The 22,036-nt window shown below is 69.6% G+C and carries 19 protein-coding genes; 15 read left to right on the forward strand and 4 right to left on the reverse strand.

What is annotated here, in order from left to right; translation table 11 throughout:
• Position 1: 1 nt before the first annotated feature.
• Together nadA and Q9Q40_07670 are read right to left on the reverse strand one after the other, a co-directional pair.
• Positions 2-1,084, reverse strand: a complete 1,083-nt coding sequence (nadA, locus tag Q9Q40_07665; protein MDQ7007094.1) for a quinolinate synthase NadA — start codon at positions 1,082-1,084, stop codon at positions 2-4.
• A 164-nt stretch (positions 1,085-1,248) separates the two neighbouring features.
• On the reverse strand, positions 1,249-1,719 hold the full coding sequence (locus Q9Q40_07670) for a DNA starvation/stationary phase protection protein (GenBank protein ID MDQ7007095.1): 471 nt from the start codon (positions 1,717-1,719) through the stop codon (positions 1,249-1,251).
• A 218-nt stretch (positions 1,720-1,937) separates the two neighbouring features.
• Here Q9Q40_07670 and Q9Q40_07675 point away from each other — a divergent pair, with 218 nt between their 5' ends.
• The 5 genes from Q9Q40_07675 to Q9Q40_07695 all read left to right on the forward strand — a co-directional run bounded on the left by Q9Q40_07675 (position 1,938) and on the right by Q9Q40_07695 (position 7,522).
• Positions 1,938-3,452, forward strand: a complete 1,515-nt coding sequence (locus tag Q9Q40_07675) for a sigma 54-interacting transcriptional regulator (GenBank protein MDQ7007096.1) — start codon at positions 1,938-1,940, stop codon at positions 3,450-3,452.
• A 128-nt stretch (positions 3,453-3,580) separates the two neighbouring features.
• Positions 3,581-3,901 carry a hypothetical protein gene (locus Q9Q40_07680; GenBank protein ID MDQ7007097.1) on the forward strand — a complete coding sequence of 107 codons (321 nt, stop codon included), beginning with the start codon at positions 3,581-3,583 and terminating at the stop codon, positions 3,899-3,901.
• A 37-nt stretch (positions 3,902-3,938) separates the two neighbouring features.
• A complete protein-coding gene (locus tag Q9Q40_07685) occupies positions 3,939-4,811 on the forward strand; it encodes a DMT family transporter (protein ID MDQ7007098.1) in 873 nt (290 codons plus the stop codon).
• 122 nt (positions 4,812-4,933) lie between these two features.
• Positions 4,934-6,109 (forward strand): molybdopterin-synthase adenylyltransferase MoeB, encoded by a 1,176-nt coding sequence (moeB, locus tag Q9Q40_07690; protein MDQ7007099.1) that lies wholly within the window; start codon positions 4,934-4,936, stop codon positions 6,107-6,109.
• Positions 6,110-6,214: 105 nt separating this feature from the next.
• Complete coding sequence (locus Q9Q40_07695; protein ID MDQ7007100.1) at positions 6,215-7,522, forward strand: bifunctional lysine ketoglutarate reductase /saccharopine dehydrogenase family protein; 1,308 nt, start codon at positions 6,215-6,217, stop codon at positions 7,520-7,522.
• A 41-nt stretch (positions 7,523-7,563) separates the two neighbouring features.
• Here Q9Q40_07695 and Q9Q40_07700 read toward each other — a convergent pair whose 3' ends face one another.
• Positions 7,564-8,544, reverse strand: coding sequence for a fatty acid desaturase (locus Q9Q40_07700; protein ID MDQ7007101.1), 981 nt, complete (start codon positions 8,542-8,544; stop codon positions 7,564-7,566).
• Between the two features lie 119 nt (positions 8,545-8,663).
• Between Q9Q40_07700 and Q9Q40_07705 the strand changes: the two genes are divergently transcribed.
• From Q9Q40_07705 to Q9Q40_07750, 10 genes are all read left to right on the forward strand, one after another.
• Positions 8,664-9,983 (forward strand): HAMP domain-containing sensor histidine kinase, encoded by a 1,320-nt coding sequence (locus tag Q9Q40_07705; GenBank protein ID MDQ7007102.1) that lies wholly within the window; start codon positions 8,664-8,666, stop codon positions 9,981-9,983.
• Between the two features lies 1 nt (position 9,984).
• Complete coding sequence (locus tag Q9Q40_07710; protein ID MDQ7007103.1) at positions 9,985-11,316, forward strand: sigma-54 dependent transcriptional regulator; 1,332 nt, start codon at positions 9,985-9,987, stop codon at positions 11,314-11,316.
• 425 nt (positions 11,317-11,741) lie between these two features.
• Entirely contained in the window at positions 11,742-12,842 is a 1,101-nt protein-coding gene (locus Q9Q40_07715) for a class II aldolase/adducin family protein (GenBank protein ID MDQ7007104.1), read from the forward strand.
• Between the two features lie 36 nt (positions 12,843-12,878).
• A complete protein-coding gene (locus tag Q9Q40_07720) occupies positions 12,879-14,609 on the forward strand; it encodes an AMP-binding protein (protein ID MDQ7007105.1) in 1,731 nt (576 codons plus the stop codon).
• Positions 14,610-14,854: 245 nt separating this feature from the next.
• Positions 14,855-15,448, forward strand: a complete 594-nt coding sequence (locus Q9Q40_07725) for a Spy/CpxP family protein refolding chaperone (protein ID MDQ7007106.1) — start codon at positions 14,855-14,857, stop codon at positions 15,446-15,448.
• A 185-nt stretch (positions 15,449-15,633) separates the two neighbouring features.
• The gene (locus Q9Q40_07730; protein MDQ7007107.1) at positions 15,634-16,593 is read left to right on the forward strand and encodes a CsgG/HfaB family protein; all 960 of its coding nucleotides are present in this window, start codon (positions 15,634-15,636) and stop codon (positions 16,591-16,593) included.
• Complete coding sequence (locus Q9Q40_07735; GenBank protein ID MDQ7007108.1) at positions 16,593-17,069, forward strand: GAF domain-containing protein; 477 nt, start codon at positions 16,593-16,595, stop codon at positions 17,067-17,069. Before Q9Q40_07730 ends, Q9Q40_07735 begins: the two co-directional genes overlap by 1 nt.
• Before the next feature lie 141 nt (positions 17,070-17,210).
• Entirely contained in the window at positions 17,211-18,029 is an 819-nt protein-coding gene (locus Q9Q40_07740) for a phenylalanine 4-monooxygenase (protein ID MDQ7007109.1), read from the forward strand.
• A gap of 43 nt (positions 18,030-18,072) precedes the next feature.
• Positions 18,073-19,233, forward strand: coding sequence for a homogentisate 1,2-dioxygenase (locus Q9Q40_07745; protein ID MDQ7007110.1), 1,161 nt, complete (start codon positions 18,073-18,075; stop codon positions 19,231-19,233).
• A complete protein-coding gene (locus tag Q9Q40_07750; GenBank protein ID MDQ7007111.1) occupies positions 19,233-21,164 on the forward strand; it encodes an AMP-binding protein in 1,932 nt (643 codons plus the stop codon). Before Q9Q40_07745 ends, Q9Q40_07750 begins: the two co-directional genes overlap by 1 nt.
• Positions 21,165-21,210: 46 nt before the next feature.
• On the opposite strand, the gene Q9Q40_07755 is transcribed toward Q9Q40_07750, so the two are convergent.
• Positions 21,211-21,945, reverse strand: a complete 735-nt coding sequence (locus Q9Q40_07755; GenBank protein MDQ7007112.1) for a single-stranded DNA-binding protein — start codon at positions 21,943-21,945, stop codon at positions 21,211-21,213.
• Between the last annotated feature and the right edge of the window lie 91 nt (positions 21,946-22,036).

Below are 22,036 nucleotides of genomic sequence, written 5' to 3' on the forward strand. Positions count from 1 at the left end.
TTCAGGAGGCCGGGCGCATGGCCGCCCGGGGCGGCCGGCCGATTTCGAGCATCCGATCGAGAGAGCGCTTGGCCCGCAAGCGCACCGCCTCGTCCACCTCGATGGCGTACTGGCCGTGCAGCAGGGCGTCGCGGGTCTCCTCGAGGGTGATCTCGTTCATGTGGGGACAGCGAATCGAGCACAGGCGAACCATTTCCTTGCCCGGGTTTTCGGCGGCGATGTTGTCGCCCATGGCGCACTCGGTGAGCAGCAGGTAACGGCCGCCCCGACTGGTGCGGACGAAGTCCACCATTTGAGAGGTGCTGCCCGAGTAGTCGGAAGCTTGCACCACCTCGGGACTGCATTCGGGGTGGGCCAGGACGACCACGTCCGGGAACTGTTGCCGCACCCGCCGCACGTCATCGACGGTGAAGGCCTCGTGAACCTCGCAGCGACCACGCCAGCCGATCACTTCCACTTGCAGGTCGGGATCCTGCACGCTGGTGGGATCATCGGTCGGGAAGATGATCCGCTTGCCGGTCTCCCGGGCCACGTTTCCAGCCAGGTATTCGTCGGGGATCATGATGACCTGGTCGGTACCCATCGATTCCACCACCCAGGCGGCGTTGGACGAGGTGCAGCAAACATCGCACTCGGCCTTCACATCGGCGTAGGTGTTGATGTAGGTCACCACGGGCACACCGGGAAAGCGACGACGCAACTCGCGCACGTCTTCGGCGGTGATGCTCTCGGCCAGCGAACAACCGGCCTTGGCCGAAGGGAGCAGCACGGTCCGACCGGGGTTGAGGATCTTCGCCGTCTCGGCCATGAAGCGCACGCCGCAGAAAACGATCACCTCGGCGTCGGTCTCGGCGGCGCGCCGAGCCAGTTCGAGGGAGTCGCCCACCACGTCGGGAACGGTGTGGTAGAGGGCCGGCTCCATGTAGTTGTGACCGAGGATGATCGCGCCCCGCTCCCGCTTGAGCCGGTTGATCTCGAACACCAGCTCGGCCTTCACCTTCAGCTCGAAGTCGGGAACGATCCCGTCCAGCAAACGGGCCATGCGGTCGTAGGTCTTCTCGACGGTGGATTCGTCAATCGGCATCGCCCTGCTCCACGTTTCCGCGCCCTGGAACGCGGCCTTGCGCGGGAGGTTGTCCCTGCCATGACACCCGCCGGCGGCGGCTTTGTCAAACCCGGGCGGCCACGGCCACACGACCCCGGGGCCGGCGGTAAGCCACGCGAACGCGGGCCGTGGCCGGCGGCCTGCTAGTCGCCCGAGAGAAAGGCTCCAAGCATCCAGAGGGTCTTTTCCGCGTTGTCGCGCAGACCGTCGAGCAGATTGACCGTGGCCCGGTCCCCTTCCGCCTCCGCGGCGGTGATCGTCGCAGCCAGGGCGTCGCGCAGATGCCGCAGATCGTCCCGGTACTGCCGGATCATCTCCCCGGCCGCGGCGCGAGGGCTGCGCTCGCCGAGGCTCGCGGTGGCGAGGATCTCCCGCAGGGTCAGGGGCGGCCGGCCGCCGAGAGCCAGCATCCGTTCGGCCAGATCGTCGGTGGCCTGGGCCCAGAAGTCGTACTGCTCTTCGAAGAAGGCGTGCAGCTGGAAGAAGGCGTTGCCCCGGATCATCCAGTGGAAGGCCCGCAGGCGCTGGTAGAGCACCGCGGCGTCGGCCACGTGGCGGGAGAGAGCGGGGACGACGGTGGAATCTTCGAGGGGCTCGTTCATGGCGTGGGTCATGGTCGGCGTTCTCCGTCACTTCCGGAACCGGGGGGATCCCGATCCCGCTGCCCGGGGATATGCACGAGGCGTGCCAGCGTCTCCAGGAACGCCTGAATCACATCGAAGTATTTGAATTAAAGCGCTTTACGGTCACAGCCGAAACTTCTCCGGAAAAGTCGGTGTCGCGATATATCGCCCTGTTGTGTACTCTATTTCGCTACTCGCGAGATATCGCCATGACCTTTCTCCCGGAAGAAACCCTGGCCGCGGTGCTCGAAGCGGTGGACCAGATCGCCCGGGCGGACCTGGTGACGGCCCTGGCCCTGGTGGGCGACAGCCGCCTGCGGGTCGCCGCGGCCCGGGGTCCGCTGGCCACCGAGAGGATCGCGCGGCTCGAGATCGACCTCGTCCGACGCCCGCGCCTGGCCGCCGCCCTGGCCCGGGACACGCCCACCCTGTTCGGCGAGACCCACCACCACGACGAGCCCGACACCTTCTCCGAAGCCCTGGACCTGCCGGGGGATCACTCCTGCCTGGTCGCGCCCCTGCGAACCGGGGGCCGTACCGTGGGGGCCATGACCCTCGATGCCGCCGCCTGCGATGCCTTCTCTCCCGGGCAGGTGCGGGCCATCGGGGCCCTGGCCGTGGTCGCCGCCCGGGCCATCGCCGCCGAGACCCGCAGCCGGGAGTTGGCCCGCCAGAAAGCCAGCCTCGCGGCGACCCACGCCAGCCTCGACCCCCGGGGGCCTGTCGGCGCCAGCCTGGTGGGCCAATCGCCGGCCTTCCGCCAGGCAGTGGAGAAGATCCGCCTGGTGGCCCCGACTCCCGCCACCGTGCTGCTCACCGGCGAGACGGGCACCGGCAAGGAGCAGGCCGCCCGGGCCCTGCACCAGTGGTCGGCCCGGGCCGCCGGCCCGTTCATCGCCCTCAACTGCTCGGCGCTCCAGCCGGAGCTGGCCCTGAGCGAACTCTTCGGCCACGAGAAGGGAGCGTTCACCGGGGCCGACCGCCAGCGCCCCGGACGCTTCGAGCTGGCCCACTCCGGCACCCTTTTCCTCGACGAGGTGGCCGAGCTGCCCCCCGGCGCCCAGGCCCAACTCCTGCGGGTCCTCCAGGAGCGCTGCTTCGAGCGGGTGGGCGGAAGCCGGACCCTGGAGGCCGACGTGCGCGTGGTGGCGGCGACCCACCGGGACCTGGAGCGAGAGGCCCGGGAGGGACGCTTCCGGGAAGACCTCTACTACCGCCTGGCCACCTTCCCCATCGCCCTCCCCCCGCTGCGGAACCGGCCCGGGGACGTGCCCCTGCTGGCCCACCACCTGCTGCGTTCCATCGCCGAGCGCAACGCCATGCCCCGGCTCGAGCTCAGCGGCGCCGCCCTGCGGGCCCTCGAAGCCCACCACTGGCCCGGCAACGTGCGGGAGTTGGGCAACCGGCTCGAACGGGCCGCGATCCTGGCCGGCGGCCGACGCATCGGGCGCCGTCACCTGGAACTGGAAGAAGGATCGGGCGCGACGGCCGGCCCGCCCCCGGACGGAAGAGGCGTCGTCCCCACCGTCCCCGGCTACCGCCTCCCGCCCCACCTCCCCCGCTGGCAGCGGGCATTGGCAGTGGAAATCCTCCGCGCCCTCCACGAGAGCAGCGCCCGCATCTCCGGACCCGGCGGCGCCGCCCGGCTCCTGGGCCTGCCCGTCTCCACCCTGCGCAGCAAGATCCAGCGCCTTGGGCTGCGCGCAGGGCGCCCCATGGGCTGACCCGCCGCTCCGACGCGCGGCGGCGGCCGGGCGCGCGGCGACGAGCCACTCGACAGTTTTCCGGGGAGTGCCGGCCGGGAGGGGCAGGTCGATCATCACCCGTATACTCCCCCAAGGAGGCCCGGCCCATGGCCAAGTGCGACACCGGCTACTTCTGCCGCGTCTGCGGCGAGTACGTCGAAGACATCACCACCAGCGAGCTGTACCTGCGCTTCGTCCTCGGGGAGGTAGCCCTCGAGGAGTTGTTCTACGAGGCCGACGCCCACATCACCTGCGTGCCCGAGCTGGCCGGCCTGATCGACGAGCAGCGCTTCGAACCGTTCCGCCAGTGGGCGGCGGCGACCCGGGCCCGCCCCCCCGAACGGGTCACCCGGGCCTGGCGGCGCCTGCAGGAGATCCCGACCCTGGGCCTCGACATCCCCGACTATCCCTTGCCCCCGGATTCATGATTTCCGGCACCGCCTCCGCTCTGCCACGGGCCGCTCCATGCTCTCCTGCCTGATCGCCGCCGCCCTGTGGGCCGTGGCCTTGAGCCTGTTCCGTGATCCGATCCGCCGCATCGGCACCGATACGGTCAACCTCTTCAAGTGCACGGTGGGCGGCGCCGCGTTTCTCATGGCCGCTTGGCGGCTTCCGGGCACCGGCCTGCCCGCCTCCCACGACAGCACCTGGCTGGCGCTCTCCGGAGTGGTGGGCATGGCCATCGGGGATGTGCTGCTCTTCGTCGCGGTGCGGGAAATCGGCGTCCAGCGGGCGCTGATCCTCTTCAACGCCGCACCGGTGATCACGGGCCTGGCGGCCACCTGGCTCTACGGCGAACACCTGACAGCGCTGAAGTGGACGGGCATCGGGGTCATTCTGGCCGGCATCACCCTGGTCGAAACCGACCCCCACCGGCAGGCGGTGGTCTTCGAGGGGCAGTCCGGCCTGGCCTTCCGGGGTGTTCTGGCCGGCCTGGGAGCGGCGGCGGGCCAGTCCGCGGGCATCCTCCTGGCCCATGGCCCCCTCCGGCGGGTGGACCTGCTGCCCGCCAGCGGCCTGCGCCTGGCGGCGGCGGCCGTGGCCCTGGCGGTCTTCATGCTGCTGCACCGGCGGGGCCGGGAGCGCCTGGCCCGGCTGCGGCCCTCGAGCTGGCCGCGCCTGGCCCTGCCCACCCTGCTCGGCACGGTGATCGCGATCTACTTCATGATGCGGGGCATCCGTGACGTGCCCGCGGGCATCGCCGCGGCCCTGCTGGCCACCACGCCGATCTTCGCCCTGCCCATCACCCGTTTCTTCCTCGCCGAGGGCATCGGCCCCCGCTCGGTGGCGGGCACCCTGCTCTCGGTGGCGGGAGTGGTTCTGCTCGGCGCCTTCTGAGCGCGGAGAACAGGCTCCCGCAAACCCCGCCCCCGCGGGCTGCCGAAGCGAACGGAGCGGGAAGCGGGCCGGGATCCACGATCCGGACCATGCCATCATGACCTCTTCCATGAGGGCCGAAGATGACCGACTTCCAGGACAGGCCGACCGACGACCCGGGCCCGCGGCTCAACGCCGAGGCTCTCCGCCGCTACCAGCGCCACCTGCTGCTTCCCGAGGTGGGCGAGGCGGGCCAGCTCGCCCTGGCCCGGAGCAGCGTGCTGATCGTGGGGATGGGAGGCCTGGGCTCCCCCGCGGCCCTCTACCTGGCGGCGGCCGGGGTGGGCCGCCTGGGCCTCGTCGACGACGACACGGTGGATGCCAGCAACCTCCAGCGGCAGGTGCTCTACACCGACGCCGACGTGGGCCTGCCGAAAACCACCCGGGCCGCCCGGCGGCTGGCCCGGCTCAATGCCCTGATCACCATCGAGGCACACAACGAGCGCCTGACTTCCGCCAACGGAGCCCGGCTGGTAGGGGCCTACGACATCGTCCTCGACGGCAGCGACAACTTCACCACCCGCTACTTGCTCAACGACCTCTGCGTACAACTCGATCGCCCCCTGGTTTCGGGCAGCCTGCACCGCTTCGACGGCCAGGTGGCGGTCTACTGGGCCTCGAAGGGCCCCTGCTACCGCTGCCTGTTTCCCGAGCCCCCGGCTCCCGGTCGCGCCCCCAGTTGCGCCGAGGCGGGGGTACTGGGCATTCTCCCGGGCCTGGTGGGGGTGATGCAGGCCACCGAGGCGATCAAGCTGATCCTCGGCCTCGGCCGTCCCCTGATCGGCCGCCTGCTGACCGTCGAGGCCCTGGGCATGAACTTCTCCGAGTTCAACCTGCCGAAGGACCCGGCCTGCCGGAGCTGCGGCAGTGGACGACGCTTCCACAGCGCCGAGGAGGTCGTCGAGGCCTTCCCACCGACCTGCTCCACCGACGACGCTGCGCCAGACGACGAGATCGACCCTCGCGGGCTGATGGAACGACTGGCACAGTCTCCCCCTCCCCTGCTGGTCGATGTGCGGGAAGAATGGGAGTGGCGGACGGCCCACATCGAGGGGGCCCGACTGGTCCCCCTCTCGGAGTTGCCCCGTCGACTCGACGAGGTGGACGCCACGCGCCCGGTCGTGGCGATCTGCCACGTGGGCGAGCGCAGCGCCGTGGCGGTGCGCCTGCTCCAGCGCGCGGGCTACCGGGCCCTGAACCTGGCCGGCGGCATGGTGGCCTGGACCGCGGCCGGTGGCCCCACGGTGCGGGAGGATTGACGGCAGGCGAACCCCACGGGGTATAGAATCGGCCCGCTCGCGAGGGGTCCCCCCCCTCGCGCTTTGCTTCCCGGCCCCGGGGAGGGCATGGAGGGAGAAGTCAGCATGGTCGCCATCGCCATTCGCAGGGAAAACAAGAGCCGCTGGGAGCGCCGGACACCCCTGACGCCGGCCCACGTGCGGCAGATCGTCGCCCAGGGCATCGACGTGGTGGTTCAGCCCTCACCGGTCCGGATCTTCACCGACGCCGAGTACCAGCACGCCGGGGCCCAGGTCCACGAGGCGATCGACGCCTGCCCGATCGTCTTCGGCGTCAAGGAAATGCCCGCGGACAGCTTCCAGCCCGACCGGACCTATGTCTTCTTCTCCCACACCCACAAGGCGCAGCCCTACAACATGCCCATGCTGCGCCGGGTCATCGACCAGGGCGCGACCCTCATCGACTACGAACTGATCACCGACCACAAGGGACAGCGGCTGATTTTCTTCGGCCGCTATGCGGGGCTGGCGGGGATGCTCGACACCCTCTGGGCCCTGGGCCGACGACTCGAGGCGGAAGGGCTGCGCTCACCCTTCGCCGCGGTGCGGCGGGCGTGGGAGTACAGCGACCTGAACGAGGCCCGCCAGGCGATCTACCAGGTGGGCGCCACCATCAGCAAGGACGGCCTGCCGGAGGAGATCACACCCCTGGTCTGCGGCTTCGCCGGCTACGGCCGGGTCTCCCTCGGCGCCCAGGAGATCTACGACCTGCTGCCGGTCCGATCCATCGACCCGGAAGATCTTGCCGCTTTCCGTGCCGGGGGCGAGGCCTCGCCCCACTTCCTCTACAAGTCGGTATTCCGCGAGGAGCACATGTACCGGCGGCGGGATGGGGGAGCTTTCGACTTCGGTGAATTCGTCGCCTCGCCGGAACGCTACGAAGCCCGCTTCGAAGAACTCCTGCCCCACATCGACGTGCTGCTCCACGGCATCTACTGGGAAGAGCGCTACCCCGAGTTGATGAGCCGGGACTTTCTGCGCCGATGCTGGTCGGCACCGACCCGCCCTCGACTGCGGGTGATCGGTGATGTGACCTGCGACATCCGGGGCTCGCTCGCCTGCACGATCCGGCCCGCCGACACCGATCACCCGGTCTATGTCTACCGCCCGGAAGACGACACGGCGGTGGAGGCCTTCGACGGCCCCGGCCCCCTGGTGCTGGCGGTGGACAACCTGCCCTGCGAGTTGCCCCGAGACGCCTCGGAAGAGTTCGGTTCGGCCCTGCTGCCTTTCATCGCCCGCCTCGCCCGGGCCCACGAGAATGGAGCCGCCGCCCTCGAGGATCTGCCCGACGAGATCCGCCGGGCGGTCATCGTCCACCGGGGCCGGCTGACCGAGGCCCACGCCCACCTGGCCGAACACCTGCCCGGCTAGCCGGAGCGCCGGGCGGGATCCGCCACGCCCGGCGCCGGCCCTTACGAGCCGTCGGCCGACGCGTCGCCGCGCCAGTCGGTGTGGGGTCGGCGGTTACGCACGAACCACTGCCACAAGAGCTGGCGATAGGTCACCGCCGGGTGGCCGATGTCTTCGTAGAAGGGCTCCAGCGCCACGTTCAGCCGCCGCAGGTTGTAGAAGGGGACACGGGGGAAGTAGTGGTGCTCGAGGTGGTAGCTCGACCAGAGAAAGGCGATGTCCCACAACCGCGATCGGGCCATGCGGGTACCCCACTTGGCGGGGTCCCGGGGGTCGATATCGTAGTGCTGGCCCAGGCGATTGAGGGTGAAGGCCACGGGAAAGACCAGCAGGTAGGGAACCAGGTAGACCTTGAAGGCGATCCACGGCCCGGCGAACGCGAGGATCGCGCCGAGGATCGCGAGCTGGCCGACCACGGTGACCAGCCGCTCGAAAGCGATGCGACGGCGCAGATCCTCGGGATAGGTGGCCGCCTCCCGAGCCGCCGCGCGAAAGTAGATCGGGATCAGCGCCGGAGTCATGTAGAGCAACTTGAACCAGCGCGCGTTCCGCCGGGGCGAGAGATGGTGCCGCTTGGGGTCGGCCTCCACCGATCCCAGCCCGGCATGGTGATCGAGATGCCAGCGGGTGAACTGGCTGCGGGAGATCCCGCTGGGAAACGCGTAGAGCCAGCCCAGCACGACCAGCCCCTTCGAGCGCCGACGACGGAAGACGGCATCGTGCACCACCTCGTGCAGCATCACCGTGAAGTTGAAGATCGTCCAGCCGATGACCACCGAAAAAGGCAGCCACGAGTACCAGCGGTCGAAGCTCAACGCGCCGGTCACACCCACCACCAGCAGCAGCACCTGCCAGGCGAGCACCAGGAAGTGCCGCCAGGGACGGGGCTCGTGCAAAGCGCGAAGCAGGTCCGTCGGCACCGCCCGGGACAGTCGGCGACGTAGCTCGACGGTGGACTCCGCCCAGTGGGATGAAGTGCTCATGGGAACAGCGTCGCCTCCCGCCGCTGACGAACATCGGCGTCCAGGTAAAGGTACCCGCGAGCGCTGTTGACGCCAACCCGGCCGTTTCGCCCCGCTCCGGGGGGCGCTATGGTGAGGCGATGGAGACTCGACCTTCTCGAGCCGACGCCGCCACGACCTTCCGATCCTCCCCCTGGGCGCGGTGGGGCCTGCTGGTGGTGGCGCTGGCCATGGCAGCCGCCCTGGTGGCCTCCGCCGTCGCGGGCCACCGGGAAGCGGTGCGCTCGGCCCGAGAGCTTTCGGTGGTGTCCGGCATGTCCCTCGTGCGCAGCGTGATGCGGGACCTGACCCGGGCCGACGAGGACCCCGCCCAGGCCCTGGAGTGGATCGTCGAAAGCCTCCGGGACGAAGGCCTGCTCTACGCGGGTCTCTACGACGAAGACCAGCGGCCGGTCGCCGCGGCCGGCGAGCCGGCGGCGGATCCCGTCGCATTCCCCGCACCGCGGCGGATCCGGACCCCCGTCGCCGTGTCGGGCGGTCGCCTGCGCCTGGTCTCTCCCCCCTTGCCCTCCGGCCGGCGCCGACATCACCGCGGGCCGAGCCCTCGTTTTTCGGCCCCCGCCATGGCTCCCCCCTGGCACCATGCGTTTCTCGTGGTGGAGTACCTGCCCCTGCGCTCGATCGCCCTGCGCCGGCGGGCGGGACGCACCCTGGCCCTGAACCTGGCGGCGGCCCTGGTCCTGGCCGCCGCGGCGGCCTTCTTCTGGAGGCTCTCGAGGCTCGCAGACAGGGCCCGCGAGCAACTCGTTCGGGATCGGCGGCTGAAGGACCTGGGGCAGATGTCCGCGGTGCTCGGTCACGAGGTGCGCAACCCCCTGGCCTCGCTCAAGGGCAACGCTCAACTCCTGCTCGAAAAGACGCCCCGGGACGACCCCTCGAGACCCCAGGTGGAGCGGATCGTCAGCGAGGCCCGGCGGCTCGAGACCCTCACCCGCCAGGTGCTCGACTTCGCCCGCAGCGGCCGGCTGGAGCGGGCCCCCGTCCCGGTGGCCCAGGTGGTGGAGAACGCCGTCCGCCGCTCCGCGGCCGATCCGGTCCAGGTCGACATCCCCGCGAACCTGCCCACCTGGTACATGGACCGCGACCGCGTCGAACAGCTCCTCGAGAACCTGCTGACCAACGCCCGTGCCGCCTCCCCCCCGGGAGGCGTCGTGGAGGTCCACGTCCGGCTCGATCGGGGCGCGCTGTCGATCGAGGTCCGTGATCACGGACCGGGTATCGAGGACGGGGAAGTCGAACGCGTCTTCGAGCCCTTCTATACCCGGCGCGTCCAGGGCACCGGCCTCGGACTGGCTCTCGCCCGCCGCATCGCCGAGGAGCACGGCGGCACCCTCACCGCGCGCAACCACCCGCGGGGAGGAGCGGTGCTGACCTTGCGCCTGCCACCGGGAGAAAGCTGAGATGCCCGCGATCCTGGTGGTGGACGACGAGCCGGGCATCCGCGCCTTCCTCCGCGGCGCCCTCGAAAATTTCCGCGCCGGCTGGCAGGTCAGCGAGGCGTCCGACGGCGGCGAGGCCCTCGAACGACTCGAGCAGCAGGATTTCCACCTGATGATCACCGACCTGAAGATGCCCGGGGTCGGCGGCATGGATGTGTTGACCTACGCCCGCCGGCAAATGCCCGAGATGGAGGTGATCGTTCTCACCGCCCACGGCAGCGTGGAATCCGCCGTGCAGGCGATGAAGCTCGGCGCCTTCGACTACCTGACCAAACCCCTCAGCGGACCCGAGGAACTGCGGCTTCTGGTCGGACGCGCCCTCGAGCGCCGGCGACTGCGCAGCCTGGCCCAGAGCGGCGCGGCGGTCCACGAGGCGACGTCGGCGATGATCGCCGTCGACCCCCGTTCCCGGAGCGTGATGGAGCTGATCCGCAAGGTGGCCCCGGAGCCGACCACGGTGTTGCTGCTCGGCGAAAGCGGCACGGGCAAGGAAGTCGCCGCGCGGGAGATCCACCGTCTCAGCCCGCGCTCCGGCCATCCCTTCGTGGCGGTCAACTGCGCGGCGGTCTCCGCGGGTCTGGTGGAAAGCGAACTCTTCGGCCACGAAAAGGGCGCCTTCACCGGGGCGGACCAGCGACGGCGCGGCCGCTTCGAGCTGGCCGACGGGGGCACCCTCTTCCTCGACGAGGTGGCCGAGATGCCCGTCGCCCTGCAGGCCAAGTTGCTGCGGGTGCTCGACGAACGGGTCTTCGAACGGGTGGGCGGCAACCGCCGCATCCAGGTGGACGTGCGGATTCTCGCCGCCACCAACCGAGACCTGGACGTCGAGCGGGCCGCGGGCCGGATGCGCGAGGACCTCTACCACCGCCTGGCGGCGTTTCCCATCACGCTGCCGCCCTTGCGGGAGCGGAGCGAAGATCTAGAGCCCCTGGCCCGGCACCTGTTGGCCCGTCTTTCCCGCCAGCTCGGGCGGCCCCGGCTGAACCTGGGCCCGGGAGTGCTCGCGCGGCTGCGCGCGCACGACTGGCCGGGTAACGTGCGGGAACTGGGCAACGTGCTCGAGCGAGCGGCGATCCTTGCGCCGGGAGACACGATCGAGGTCGGCCACCTGGCCCTGGAGCCGGCGGGAGGCGCCACCGCGCCGGCCCTGGAAGGCACCCTGCGCGACATCGAGAAGGAGGCGATTCGCCGGGCCCTGGCAGCCTGCCAGGGGCATCGCAGGAAGGCCGCCCAACGCCTGGGAATCGGCCTGCGCACCCTCTACGAAAAGATCAAGACCTACGGTCTGTCCTGATCCCGCCCGACCCTGCCACCGGGGAGGATCCGGGAGAACAGGCGTCGAGACCAGGGACCGTGGCGGGCTTTCCATGCCTTTCGATCTTGCTCGACGGCGATTTTCCGCACCCGGCCGCCGCCCGCGCTCGCGTGGCGACCTCAGTATGTCCGGCCACCGCCGCGCGGGCCGGGGTCGTTGCGCCCGACCTTCGCCACATGCCGTTGAACCGGCTTGGGAGTAAAACCCGGCCGGGCGACCCCGGGGCCCTTTCCCGCCTTTTCCTGCCCCGTCGGCGTTCTTCCGCAAGGGGCCGCCCATGCTTGCCGAACGCGGGAAGAAAGGGGCGGCGGCTTGACAGCCCCCCCGGCTTGACCGTACTTAGGGGGCGATTTCCCCCCAGCGCGGCGACCGACGCCCGGGTCGGGGGAAGCGGGGAGCGTGGGATGAAGGTCGCAGTACTGCGCGAAGAGGGCGCTTCCAACCTGGCGGCGCTGGGAGAGGAGGTCGCCGCCCTCCTGGCGCAACGCGGCCACGAGATCGTCCCCGAGCCTGTCGAGGACCTGCGGCTCGTCCTCAACCTGACTACCGTGGAGCAGGCCCGGGTGAACTACATCCGGCCCAATCCGTCGGTTTTCGTCGCCTCGCTGGTGCACTCCGAAAACGGCACGCGGTGGGAAAGCCTCGAGGCACTCAAGCGGGCCACCTACACGGCCCTGGTCAAGACCATGTCCAACGTGGTGGTCCACCGGGTCGAAAACGGCCCCCTGGGCGGGTCGGTGTACTTCATGACCCCCGAGTTGGGCTTCCGCCGCCGAGACGACGACGACGAGGTGGCCCGCTCCATCGTCGACTACGTCACCCCGCTGTGCGAGGCGCGGGTGGTGGTCGACAACCGCCTGGACGAGGATCTGCCCGAAGAGCTCTGGGAAGGCGACGACAAGACCGACGCCCTGCGCGCCTACGGGCGCACGATGGACGAGTTGAACCTGCTGCCGAGCCCCTTCGACATCAAGAGCCTGCTCTCCGAGCGCGATCTGCGCCTGGCGATGAAGCTCTTCGGCCTCAAGCAACTCTCCTACGGCAACCTTTCCGTGCGTCGCGACGCGCACAGCTTCTGGATGACGGGCCGCGGTGTGAACAAGGGCGCGCTCGAAAAAATCGGCCGCGACATCTTCCTGGTCAAGGGCTACGATCCGGCCAGCCAGGAGATCCTGCTTTCGGTGCCTCCGGGGACGGACCCCACCTCTCGCGTCTCGGTGGATGCGATCGAGCACTTCAAGATCTACGACGCGCTGCCCCAGGTCGGCGCCATCGTGCACGTCCACGCGTGGATGGACGGAGTCGCCGCCACGCTGCAGAGCTGGCCCTGCGGCACCGAGCAACTGGCCGACGACGTGCTCGAACTGGTCCGCGCCGAAGCCGATCCGGGCCGTGCGGTGGTGGGCCTGAAAAACCACGGGCTGACCATCACGGGTCCCAGCCTGGAAGAGATCTTCTCTCGGGTCGAGGGTCGCCTGACCCAGGATATCCCCCCCCTGGAATAGGACCGGGGCCGGGAGCTTGACGGGAGGACAGGCCACATGCGTCGCACGATGGTCGACCTGGTCGACCGCATGCAGCTGGCGTCGCCGGAACACCGCCTGACCCTGGTCGACGCGCGGGGCCGGTCGACGGTCTTCACCTGGCGGGATCTGCACCGCAAGATCCTGGCCCACGCCTCGTGGCTGGCGGCCGCCGGCATCCAGCGCGGCGACCGGGTGATCGTCTGCCCGACCAACGACCCCGACGTGCTCGCCAGCTTCCTGGCCCTGTTCTACCTCGGTGCGATTCCCTTCTGCGTCAGCGGAGCCCAGCTCGGCCAGTCCCCGGGCAGCCAGCTTCCCTTCGTCGCCTCGCTCGTCAACCACGCCGGGGCCCGGGCGATCTTCGCCCAGGCCGAGCTGGTGGCCCGCAACGACGAGGAGGGACTGATCGACCCGGAGTACATCATCGACCACGTCCCCTCGAGCCTGGACGCCGAATCCATCACTCCGCCGCCCCGGGCCCGGGTCACCGAGGACGAACTGGCCTTCGTGCAGTTTTCCTCGGGCAGCACCTCCCAACCCAAGGGCGTGCGCATCTCTCACCGCAACGTGATCGACAACGTGCGGCTCCTGGTGGAAGTCGGTCGCCGCCACCCCGACGAGGCCGGCGTGGCCTGGCTCCCGCTCTACCACGACATGGGGCTGATCGCGACCCTCTTCGCCACCCTCTGGCACTATCCGCGGGATGCCACGCTGCTCAACCCGATTCGCTTCCTGCTGCGCCCGATCTCGTGGATCGAGGCGATCTCCCGCAGCCGGGCACGCGCGTCGATCTGTCCCAACTTCGCCCTCGATCTGTGCACCGACAGGATTCGACGCCAGCAACTGCGCGAGCTCGAGATCGACCTGTCCTGCCTCGAATATCTCTACGTGGGTGCCGAGCCGGTGCGACCGTCCACCCTCCAGCGCTTCCGCGAAAAGTTCGAGGAGTTCGGCCTGGGCCCCCGCGTTCTACGCCCGGTCTACGGCCTGGCCGAAGCGACCCTCGTGGTCACCTGCCCCGACCTGGGGGAAGAGATCATCACCCGGACCATCGACGGCATCGAGGTCCCCTCGGTGGGCCGACCGCTGGGTGACTTCCGGCTCCGCATCGTCGACGAGTCCGGCGCGGACGTGCCGACGGGCGAGATCGGCGAAGTCTGGCTGAAGGGAACGTCCGTCACCGCCGGCTACCTCGACGAGAGCGCCAACAAGCGACTCTTCTCTGACGGCTGGCTGCGCACCGGCGACCTGGGCACCCTCGACGAGGCCGGCCGGCTCTACATCACAGGCCGCCTCAAGGACCTGATCATCATCAACGGGAAGAACTTCTACGCCCACGACATCGTCGCCGAACTCGAGCAGCTTCCCTTCTTCGAGCGCGGCAAGGTCCATGTCTTCTCCATCGTCTGCGACGACACGGAGCGGGTCGTGCTGCTGAGCGTTCCACTGGGCAAGATGACCCCCGCGGTCAAGGCCAAGATCAAGATCTTCCAGCACCTGGTCAAACGGGGCGGTCCCCACGGCTGGATCAAGAATATTCCCGAGCAGGAAGCCGCCGAATGGGTGGAAAAGCTGGTCTCTTCCGACGCCCGGGAGCTGATCAACGAGGTCAAGCGCTACGTGCTGGCCAAGTTCGGCGTTCCGCTGCACGACATCGTCTTCGTCAACAAGATTCCGCGCACCACCTCGGGCAAGGTGCGACGGGAAGATTGCGAGCGGCTCTACCTCGAACAGCGCCGTTCCTGAACCGCCCCCCCCGGGCGCGGAATCCGCACTCCCCGCCATGCAGAATCCGCACTCCCCGGCTCCCGCCGGCGCCGGGTGCGCCGGCGGCCTCGCCCCAACTCCCGGACAGGCCGCCGGATAGCCCCCGCACCAGCCTCCCGGCCCAGCTGGCACGTGACTTGCTTTACAGGCCCGTGGGACGACCCGCCCCCGGCCCGCAGGCCCAGCCGAGGCCCGCCGCGCCGGCGGGCCCAGGAGAAAGCGCTATGAGATTCCCCCGCTACGTGTCACATGCCCCCCTGCTTCCCATTCTGGCGGCCCTGGCCGTCGCACTCCCTGCCGGCGCCGCTCCCGCCCCGGCCGGGGCGGGCGGCCCCCACGGCGGCCCGCCCCCGGCAGACTGCCCGCACGACCCGGGCACCCCGCCTTTCGGACCCGCGGCCCTGGGTTTCGGTCCCGGTCCCCTGGGCCCCGGGGTCTTCGCCCGCCTCGGCCTGAGCGCCGACCAGCGCGCCCGGATCCGGGCCGTGCGCCAGTCCCGGATCGCCGAAAACGCCGACCTTCTCGAGCAGCTCACCGCCCACCGGCAGGCCATGCAAGAACTCTGGAAGGCGGAACGGCCGGACAAGGAAAAGATCCTGGCCCGCTGGAAGGAAGGCGCGCAGCTTCGGCGGCAGTGGTACGAGAAGATGGTGGACATGCGCCTGGCCGTGCTGGAAGTGCTCACCCCCGAACAGCGCGGGAAGCTGCGCGAACTGGCCGATACACCCCCGAACCGCCGCCACGGGCCGACACACGGGCACGGCCACCACGGCAAGCGCCGCGGACATCCCGGCTGCGGCGGCGGTCCCCCTGCCTGATGCATCCCGCGCAGGCCGACCCTCCCCCGGCGCCCCGCCCCCGCGGGGCGCCGATCTCTTCGGCCCGGACCGGCGTCCCCGCCGCCTCTTGACCCCGACCTCCCCTTGGCAATACTTGAAAGTGTCCCCCGTCCCAGCATCGGGGACGGCAGCGCAGGTCTGCCCGCTCTCAGCCCGGAGGTCTCATGATCCGCGAATCCCGTCTTGCCGCCCTCGCCGTGCCGGTCCTCGTTCTGGCCGCGGCGCTGTTCTCGTCCGTCTCGACCGCTGTGGCCAAGGACGATGCCCGCCTGCGCGTCGCCGTGATCGACTTCGACACCGAGGCGCTTCACGGAAGCTGGCGCTACTCCTGGCACTGGTCGAACCTGTCCAAGACCGCCGCGGCCAACCTGGCGGAGGAACTGTTCAAGACAGGCCGCTTCCGGGTCATCGAGCGCCAGCGGCTCGACGCCGTGCTGAGTGAGCAAAACCTGGGAGACAGCGGCCGGATCGACGCCACCACGGCCGCCCGCATCGGCAAGATCCTCGGTGTGCAGCTCGTGGTGATCGGTTCCGTCACGGAATTCGGCATCAAGGAGCAGGGCGGCAGGCTGCCCCAGATCGGCAAGTGGAAATGGGGGCGCGGCCTCGGCGGCAAGCTGGTCACCAGCAGTTGCGCCCTGACGGCAAGACTGGTCGACACCACCACCGCCGAAATCCTGGCCGTCGGCGAGGCCGCGAGCACCCATAAATTCGCCAAGGGGGAGTTCGCCGGCGCCAACCTGGGCACCAACTGGGACAGCGGCATGGCTTCCAAGGTACTGGCCGAAGCCGTCGAGAAACTGGCCGCGGATATCGCCGCCGGCGCCGCCAACGTGGATCCCTCGACCCTGCGCGGCGGCCTGGTGGGCAAGATCGCCAAGGTCGCGGGGGACAAGATCTACGTCAACCTGGGATCCGCCTCCGGCGTCAAGGCCGGGGACCGCTTCGCGGTAACCGCCCTGGGCGAAGCGATCATCGATCCGGATACCGGCGAGAACCTGGGCGGTATCGAGAGTGAAATCGGCGAAATCGAGATCGTTCAGGTCGCCGGCGCCAAGCTCTCCGTGGCACGTCCGGTCTCCGGCTCGGGCTTTGCGGCCGGCAACAAGATCTCGATGAAGTGATGGCAGACGCCCTCGCCGGCCGTTACGCGCGGATTCGCACGCAGCTCGCCGAACTCTTCGCCGGCTACGACCAGGGCCTCGACGCCACGGCGCGCATGGCCAGCATCGTGGCCCTGCTGCATCACAAGATGCCCCACTTCTCCTGGACCGGGTTCTATCGCTGGACGGGAGCAGACCTGGTGGTCGGCCCCTATCAGGGTCCGCTGGCCTGCGCGGTGCTCAAGCGGGGCAGGGGCGTCTGCCTGCGCTGTGTCGAAACCGGCCAGGCTGTACGGGTCGACGACGTCCACGCCTTCGAGGGCCACATCGCCTGCGACTCCCGCTCCCGCAGCGAAGTCGTGGTGCCGGTGCGCCGCGATGACCGACTCGTCGCCGTCCTCGACGTGGATTCCGTGCGCCCCGCCGCCTTCACGTCCACCGACATCGCGGGGCTCGAAGCGATCACCGCGCTGGTCTATCCCGAACAGTCCGCCTAGCCATCCGGCGAGCGAGCCTCTTTCCCCACCGGACGCCTTTCCAACGAGCCGCGGAACGCGCCGGGTTCGGACGACACGCCCGCGCGGGGCGCGGGAGCTGCTGTATATTCTGGTGGGCCCTGGTGACCCGAGGAGACACAGATGCGCACCGGAATCATCGAACTTGAAGCGGACCACCCCGGGTTCAACGATCCGGAGTACCGGCGGCGGCGGGACGAGATCGCCCGCCGGGCCCTCGAGCATCAACCCGGACAGGCGCCGCCGCATATCGAGTACACCGAATCCGAAAACCGCACCTGGAAGCAGGTCTACGAGGGGCTTACCAGATTGTATCCCACCCACGCCTGCCGGGAGTACAACGAGGCCTTCGGAGACATCGGCTTCTCTCCCGACCGCATTCCCCAGCTGGCCGAAATCGACGACTACCTGAAAAGTAAGACAGGCTTTCGGATCCAACCGGTGGCCGGACTGGTGGAGAGCCGCGATTTCCTCGCCTCCCTCGCCCAGCGCATCTTTCCCTCCACCGCCTACATCCGCCACCACAGCACGCCTCACTACACGCCCGAACCGGATGTCTGTCACGAGTTGCTCGGTCATGTGCCGATGCTGGCGATCCCCGAATACGCCGACCTGATGCAGAAGATCGGCGAGGGCTCGGTGGGGGGCAGCGACGAGCAGATCCTCCAGTTCGGCAGGCTCTACTGGTACACCATCGAGTTCGGCGTGGTCCGGCAAGCCGGTCAGCTGAAGGCCTACGGCGCGGGCCTGCTCTCGAGCCCCGGCGAGCTGGCCCACGCGGTGGAGGAAAAACCCGAGATTCGCCGCTTCGATCCGGACGAGGCGCGACAGATCGAGAACCCGATCACCACCTACCAGCCGATCCTCTACGAGGTCTGCAGCATCCGCGAAGCTTTCTACCTGGTCGCCGCCTTCATCGAGCGCATCAAGCACGGCCTGTGAAAGCGCCGCGGGCCTTCTCCAGCGACGCAAGGGAGAGGAGACGATGATCCACCGACTCCAGCGGGGCACCGTTCCCCCCAAGCCCCACACCGTCTTCGAGGTCGATGGGGCCCTGACCTACGAACACTGCTTTACGCGCCAGGGCTTCGATGGCTCCTACTCGATCCTCTATCACCGGCGACCGCCCCATTGGGTCGCGGCCGCTGAAGACCTGGGCGAGCATCCCGGCGCCGGAGGCCCGGCCGCTCCGGGCAATCTCGAGCGGCGCCATTACCTCAGTGGCAAGATCCCCCGGGGCGGATCCCCTTTCCTCTGTCGCCGCCGTATTCTCGTCAACCCGGATATCGCGATCTGGATCGCCCACCCCGACCAGGACGACGAGACCCTGGTGGCCAACGGGGACGGCGATGAGCTGGTTTTCGTGCACCGCGGAAGCGGTCGACTCGACTCCCCATACGGTGAGCTGGCATTCGACGAGCAGGATTATGTCTACGTGCCCCGGGGTGTGCCCCATCGCTGGCGCATCGATGGCCCCGCCGAGCTACTGATCATGGAAGGGCTGAGCTACATCGATCTGCCGGCCCAGTTCCGCAACGCCGCCGGTCAACTCAAGATGGACGCTCCCTATTCCCACCGGGACTTCCGGCCGCCGCGCTGGCCCGAGGGCGGTCCCACGACCCTGGCCCCGCCGCGGCGCCTGGTCACCAAACGCCGAGGCCGCCTGAGCGCCCTGGAAATGAGCCATGACCCCTTCGACGTGGTGGGCTGGGACGGCATGGTCTGGCCCTTCGCCTTCCCCATCCGCGCCTACCAGCCCCGTACGGGCCTGGTGCACCTGCCGCCGACGATTCACATCACCTTCGCCGGCGCAGGTTTCGTGATCTGCTCCTTCGTGCCGCGGGTGGTGGATTTCCACGAAAAGGCGATTCCCTGCCCCTACCCCCACTCGTCGGTGGACTGCGACGAGGTGCTGTTCTACGTGGAGGGCAACTTCACCTCGCGCAAGGGAATCGGGCCGGGCTCGATCTCCTATCACCCGATGGGCCTGCCTCACGGACCCCACCCGGGCACGTACGAAGCGTCCATCGGCACCCGCACCACCTCGGAGATGGCCGTGATGATCGACACCTTCAAGCCTCTCGATCCCACCTCCCACGCCCGGTCCATCGAGGACCCCGGCTACAACACGAGCTGGGTCCGCTGATGGAGACCGGTCCGATCATCTGGCGTCCCCGGGAAGACGACCTCGAAAACTCCAACGTGGCCCGCCTGATGCGGCGTCACGGCATCGCCGACACCGCGGAGTTGCGGCGCCGGGCGGCCCGGGATCCGGGCTGGTTCTATCCGGCGATCATCGAAGACCTGGGCATCGAGTGGCTCGAACCCTACGAGTCGCTGCTCGACGACAGCCGGGGCCTGCCCTGGACCCGCTGGTTTCTCGGCGGCAAGCTGAACCTGGTCCACAACGTCCTCGACCGGCACCTCGCGCGCCACGCCGAGCGCACGGCGGTGATCGCCGAAGACGACGACGGCGCGGTGACCCGGCTGAGCTACGGCCGGCTCGCCGAACGAGTCTGCCGCCTGGCCGCGGCCCTTTCAGGCAAGGGCGTGGGGGTCGGTGACGCCGTGGGCCTCTACCTGCCGATGACGGCCGACGTGGTGGTCGCCCTGCTGGCCTGCCTGAAGATCGGCGCGGTCGCCGTCCCGGTCTTTGCAGGCTTCGGCCCCGAAGCCCTCGCCGCCCGTCTCGACGATTGCCGGGCCCGGGTGCTGCTCACGGCGGACGGTACGCGCCGCAAGGGCAAGCCCCTCGAACTGAAAACCGCCGCCGATCGCGCCGCCGACCTGGCCCAGCACCTGCAAACGATCATCGTGCTGCGCTGCACGGGCGAGGATATTCCCTGGAATCCCGAACGGGACCTGTGGTGGCACGAAGTGGAAGCCGCCGCCCCTTCCCAGTGGCCCACCACGGCCCTCGACGCCGACGCCCGCTCGCTGCTGCTCTACACCTCCGGCACGACAGGCAAGCCCAAGGGGGTCGTGCACACCCATGCCGGTGTGCAGATCGTCACCGCCAAGGAGGTCGGCTACCACCTGGACCTGCGCAGGGGCGAGACCATGTTCTGGCTGACCGACATCGGCTGGATGATGGGCCCCTGGGAGATCCTCGGCGTGCTCTTTCATGCCGGCACGGTGGTGCTGCTGGGCGGCAGCCCGGATCACCCCGGCCCCGACCGCATCTGGGCCATGGTGGCGCGGCACGCGGTGACGCACCTGGCCCTGGCCCCCACGGCGGTGCGGGTGCTCGCCGCCCACGGCGAGCAGTGGCCCGCCGGACATGACCTGTCCAGCGTGCGCATTCTCGGCTCCACCGGTGAACCCTGGGACGCCTCCTCCTACGAGTGGTACTTCCGGGTCGCCGGCTCGGGTCGTTGCCCGGTGATGAACATCTCGGGCGGCACCGAACTGATGGGCTGCCTGCTGGCGCCGCTGCCCACCGAGCCGCTCAAGGCCTGTTCGCTCCAGGGCGCCGCCCTGGGGATGGACGTGGACGTCTACGACGAGCAGGGGCGTTCCGTGCGCGGAGAGGTCGGTCACCTGGTCTGCCGTAACGCGGCCCCCAACATGACCCGTGGCTTCCTCGGCGACCCCGAGCGCTACCTGCGCACCTATTTCGAGCGCTTCGGCGAGGAGGTCTGGGCCCACGGGGACTGGGCCTACATCGATGACGACGGCTTCTGGTTTCTCACGGGACGGGCCGACGACACACTCAAGATCGCCGGCAAGCGTATCGGTCCCGGCGAGGTCGAAGCCGCCGCCGTCGCGCACCCCGCCGTGCGCGAAGCGGCGGCCGTGGGCCTGGACGACCCGGTCAAGGGCACGCGCCTGGTGCTCGTCGCCGTGGCCCGGGACCCCGGGCAGGCCGGCGACACCCTGGCCGCCGAAGTGGCCGCCCACGTAGCCGCATTGATGGGGCCGGCGATGCGTCCCTCGGAGGTGCGTTGGGTGGCGGCGTTGCCGACCACGCGTTCGGGGAAGATCGTCCGGGGCGTGATCCGCCGCGTTCTGGCCGGAGAAGATCCCGGCTCGCTGGCCTCGGTGGCCAACCCGGAGGCGGTGGAAGGCCTGCGCTGAACCGGGGAGCGGCCCCGGCGCGGCGGACAGGCGCCCGGACCCGGCCTCAACGCCGGGGAAGGTCGATGCCGAGCGCGCCGAGTTGCCGTTCGACCTGTCCGGCCCAACCGCGATTGGCGGCGGGGCTCGCCGGCGAGGGGTGGAGAATCGCTCCGAAGTGGAGGCCCATGCCCCCGAGAGCCCGCCGCGCCCGCCCCTCGGCAAAGCGCCCCACTCCGATCACCCAGCGGGGCGCCAGCGCCCGCACCATCTCCACCAGCGCCTGGTCGCACAGCTCGAAGAGCGCTTGCCTCTCCGCCGCGGGCAACTTGTCCGGCGTGCGATTGCGCCCGCTGGCCTCCATGAAACTCAGGGGGCAGTAGTTCAGCACGAAAAACGATGTAAAGAAGTTCTCCGGCGCCCCGAACCGCTCCTTCGCCCAACCCCACAGCCGCGATCCACTGACCTCCCGCCGCGGACAGTCGAAGCCCTCTACCGGGCGGGCCGGATGCTCGCGGGCGGGTCGGTCCACCGGTCTCGAGATGCCCATCCACTCCCGTACCAGCACGACGTCGCCGAACGGCACCCCGGTCTGGGCCATGCCCCAAGGTCCGGGGTTCATGCCCAGCAGCACCACCGAAGCGCCCAATCCACCGAAACGCTCGAGGTAGTCGCGGTGGGACTCGAACGCATAGATCAAGGGGTTGTAGACATGACTCACCTCACCGCCGAAACGCAGCTCGGCGGCGCGGGATCCCAACTCGCGGGCCACGCGCACCAGGCGTCTGCCGGCAGTACCCATCGCTCTCTCCCCTTCTCCGTAGTCCTCGCCCGCCACCGCGCCTCGCGATGGCGGCGCGCCGGACGGCGCAGTATATGATGGCGGCAAGCCG

The sequence above is a fragment of the Acidobacteriota bacterium genome (assembly GCA_030949985.1).
Lineage (GTDB): Bacteria > Acidobacteriota > Polarisedimenticolia > J045 > J045 > JALTMS01.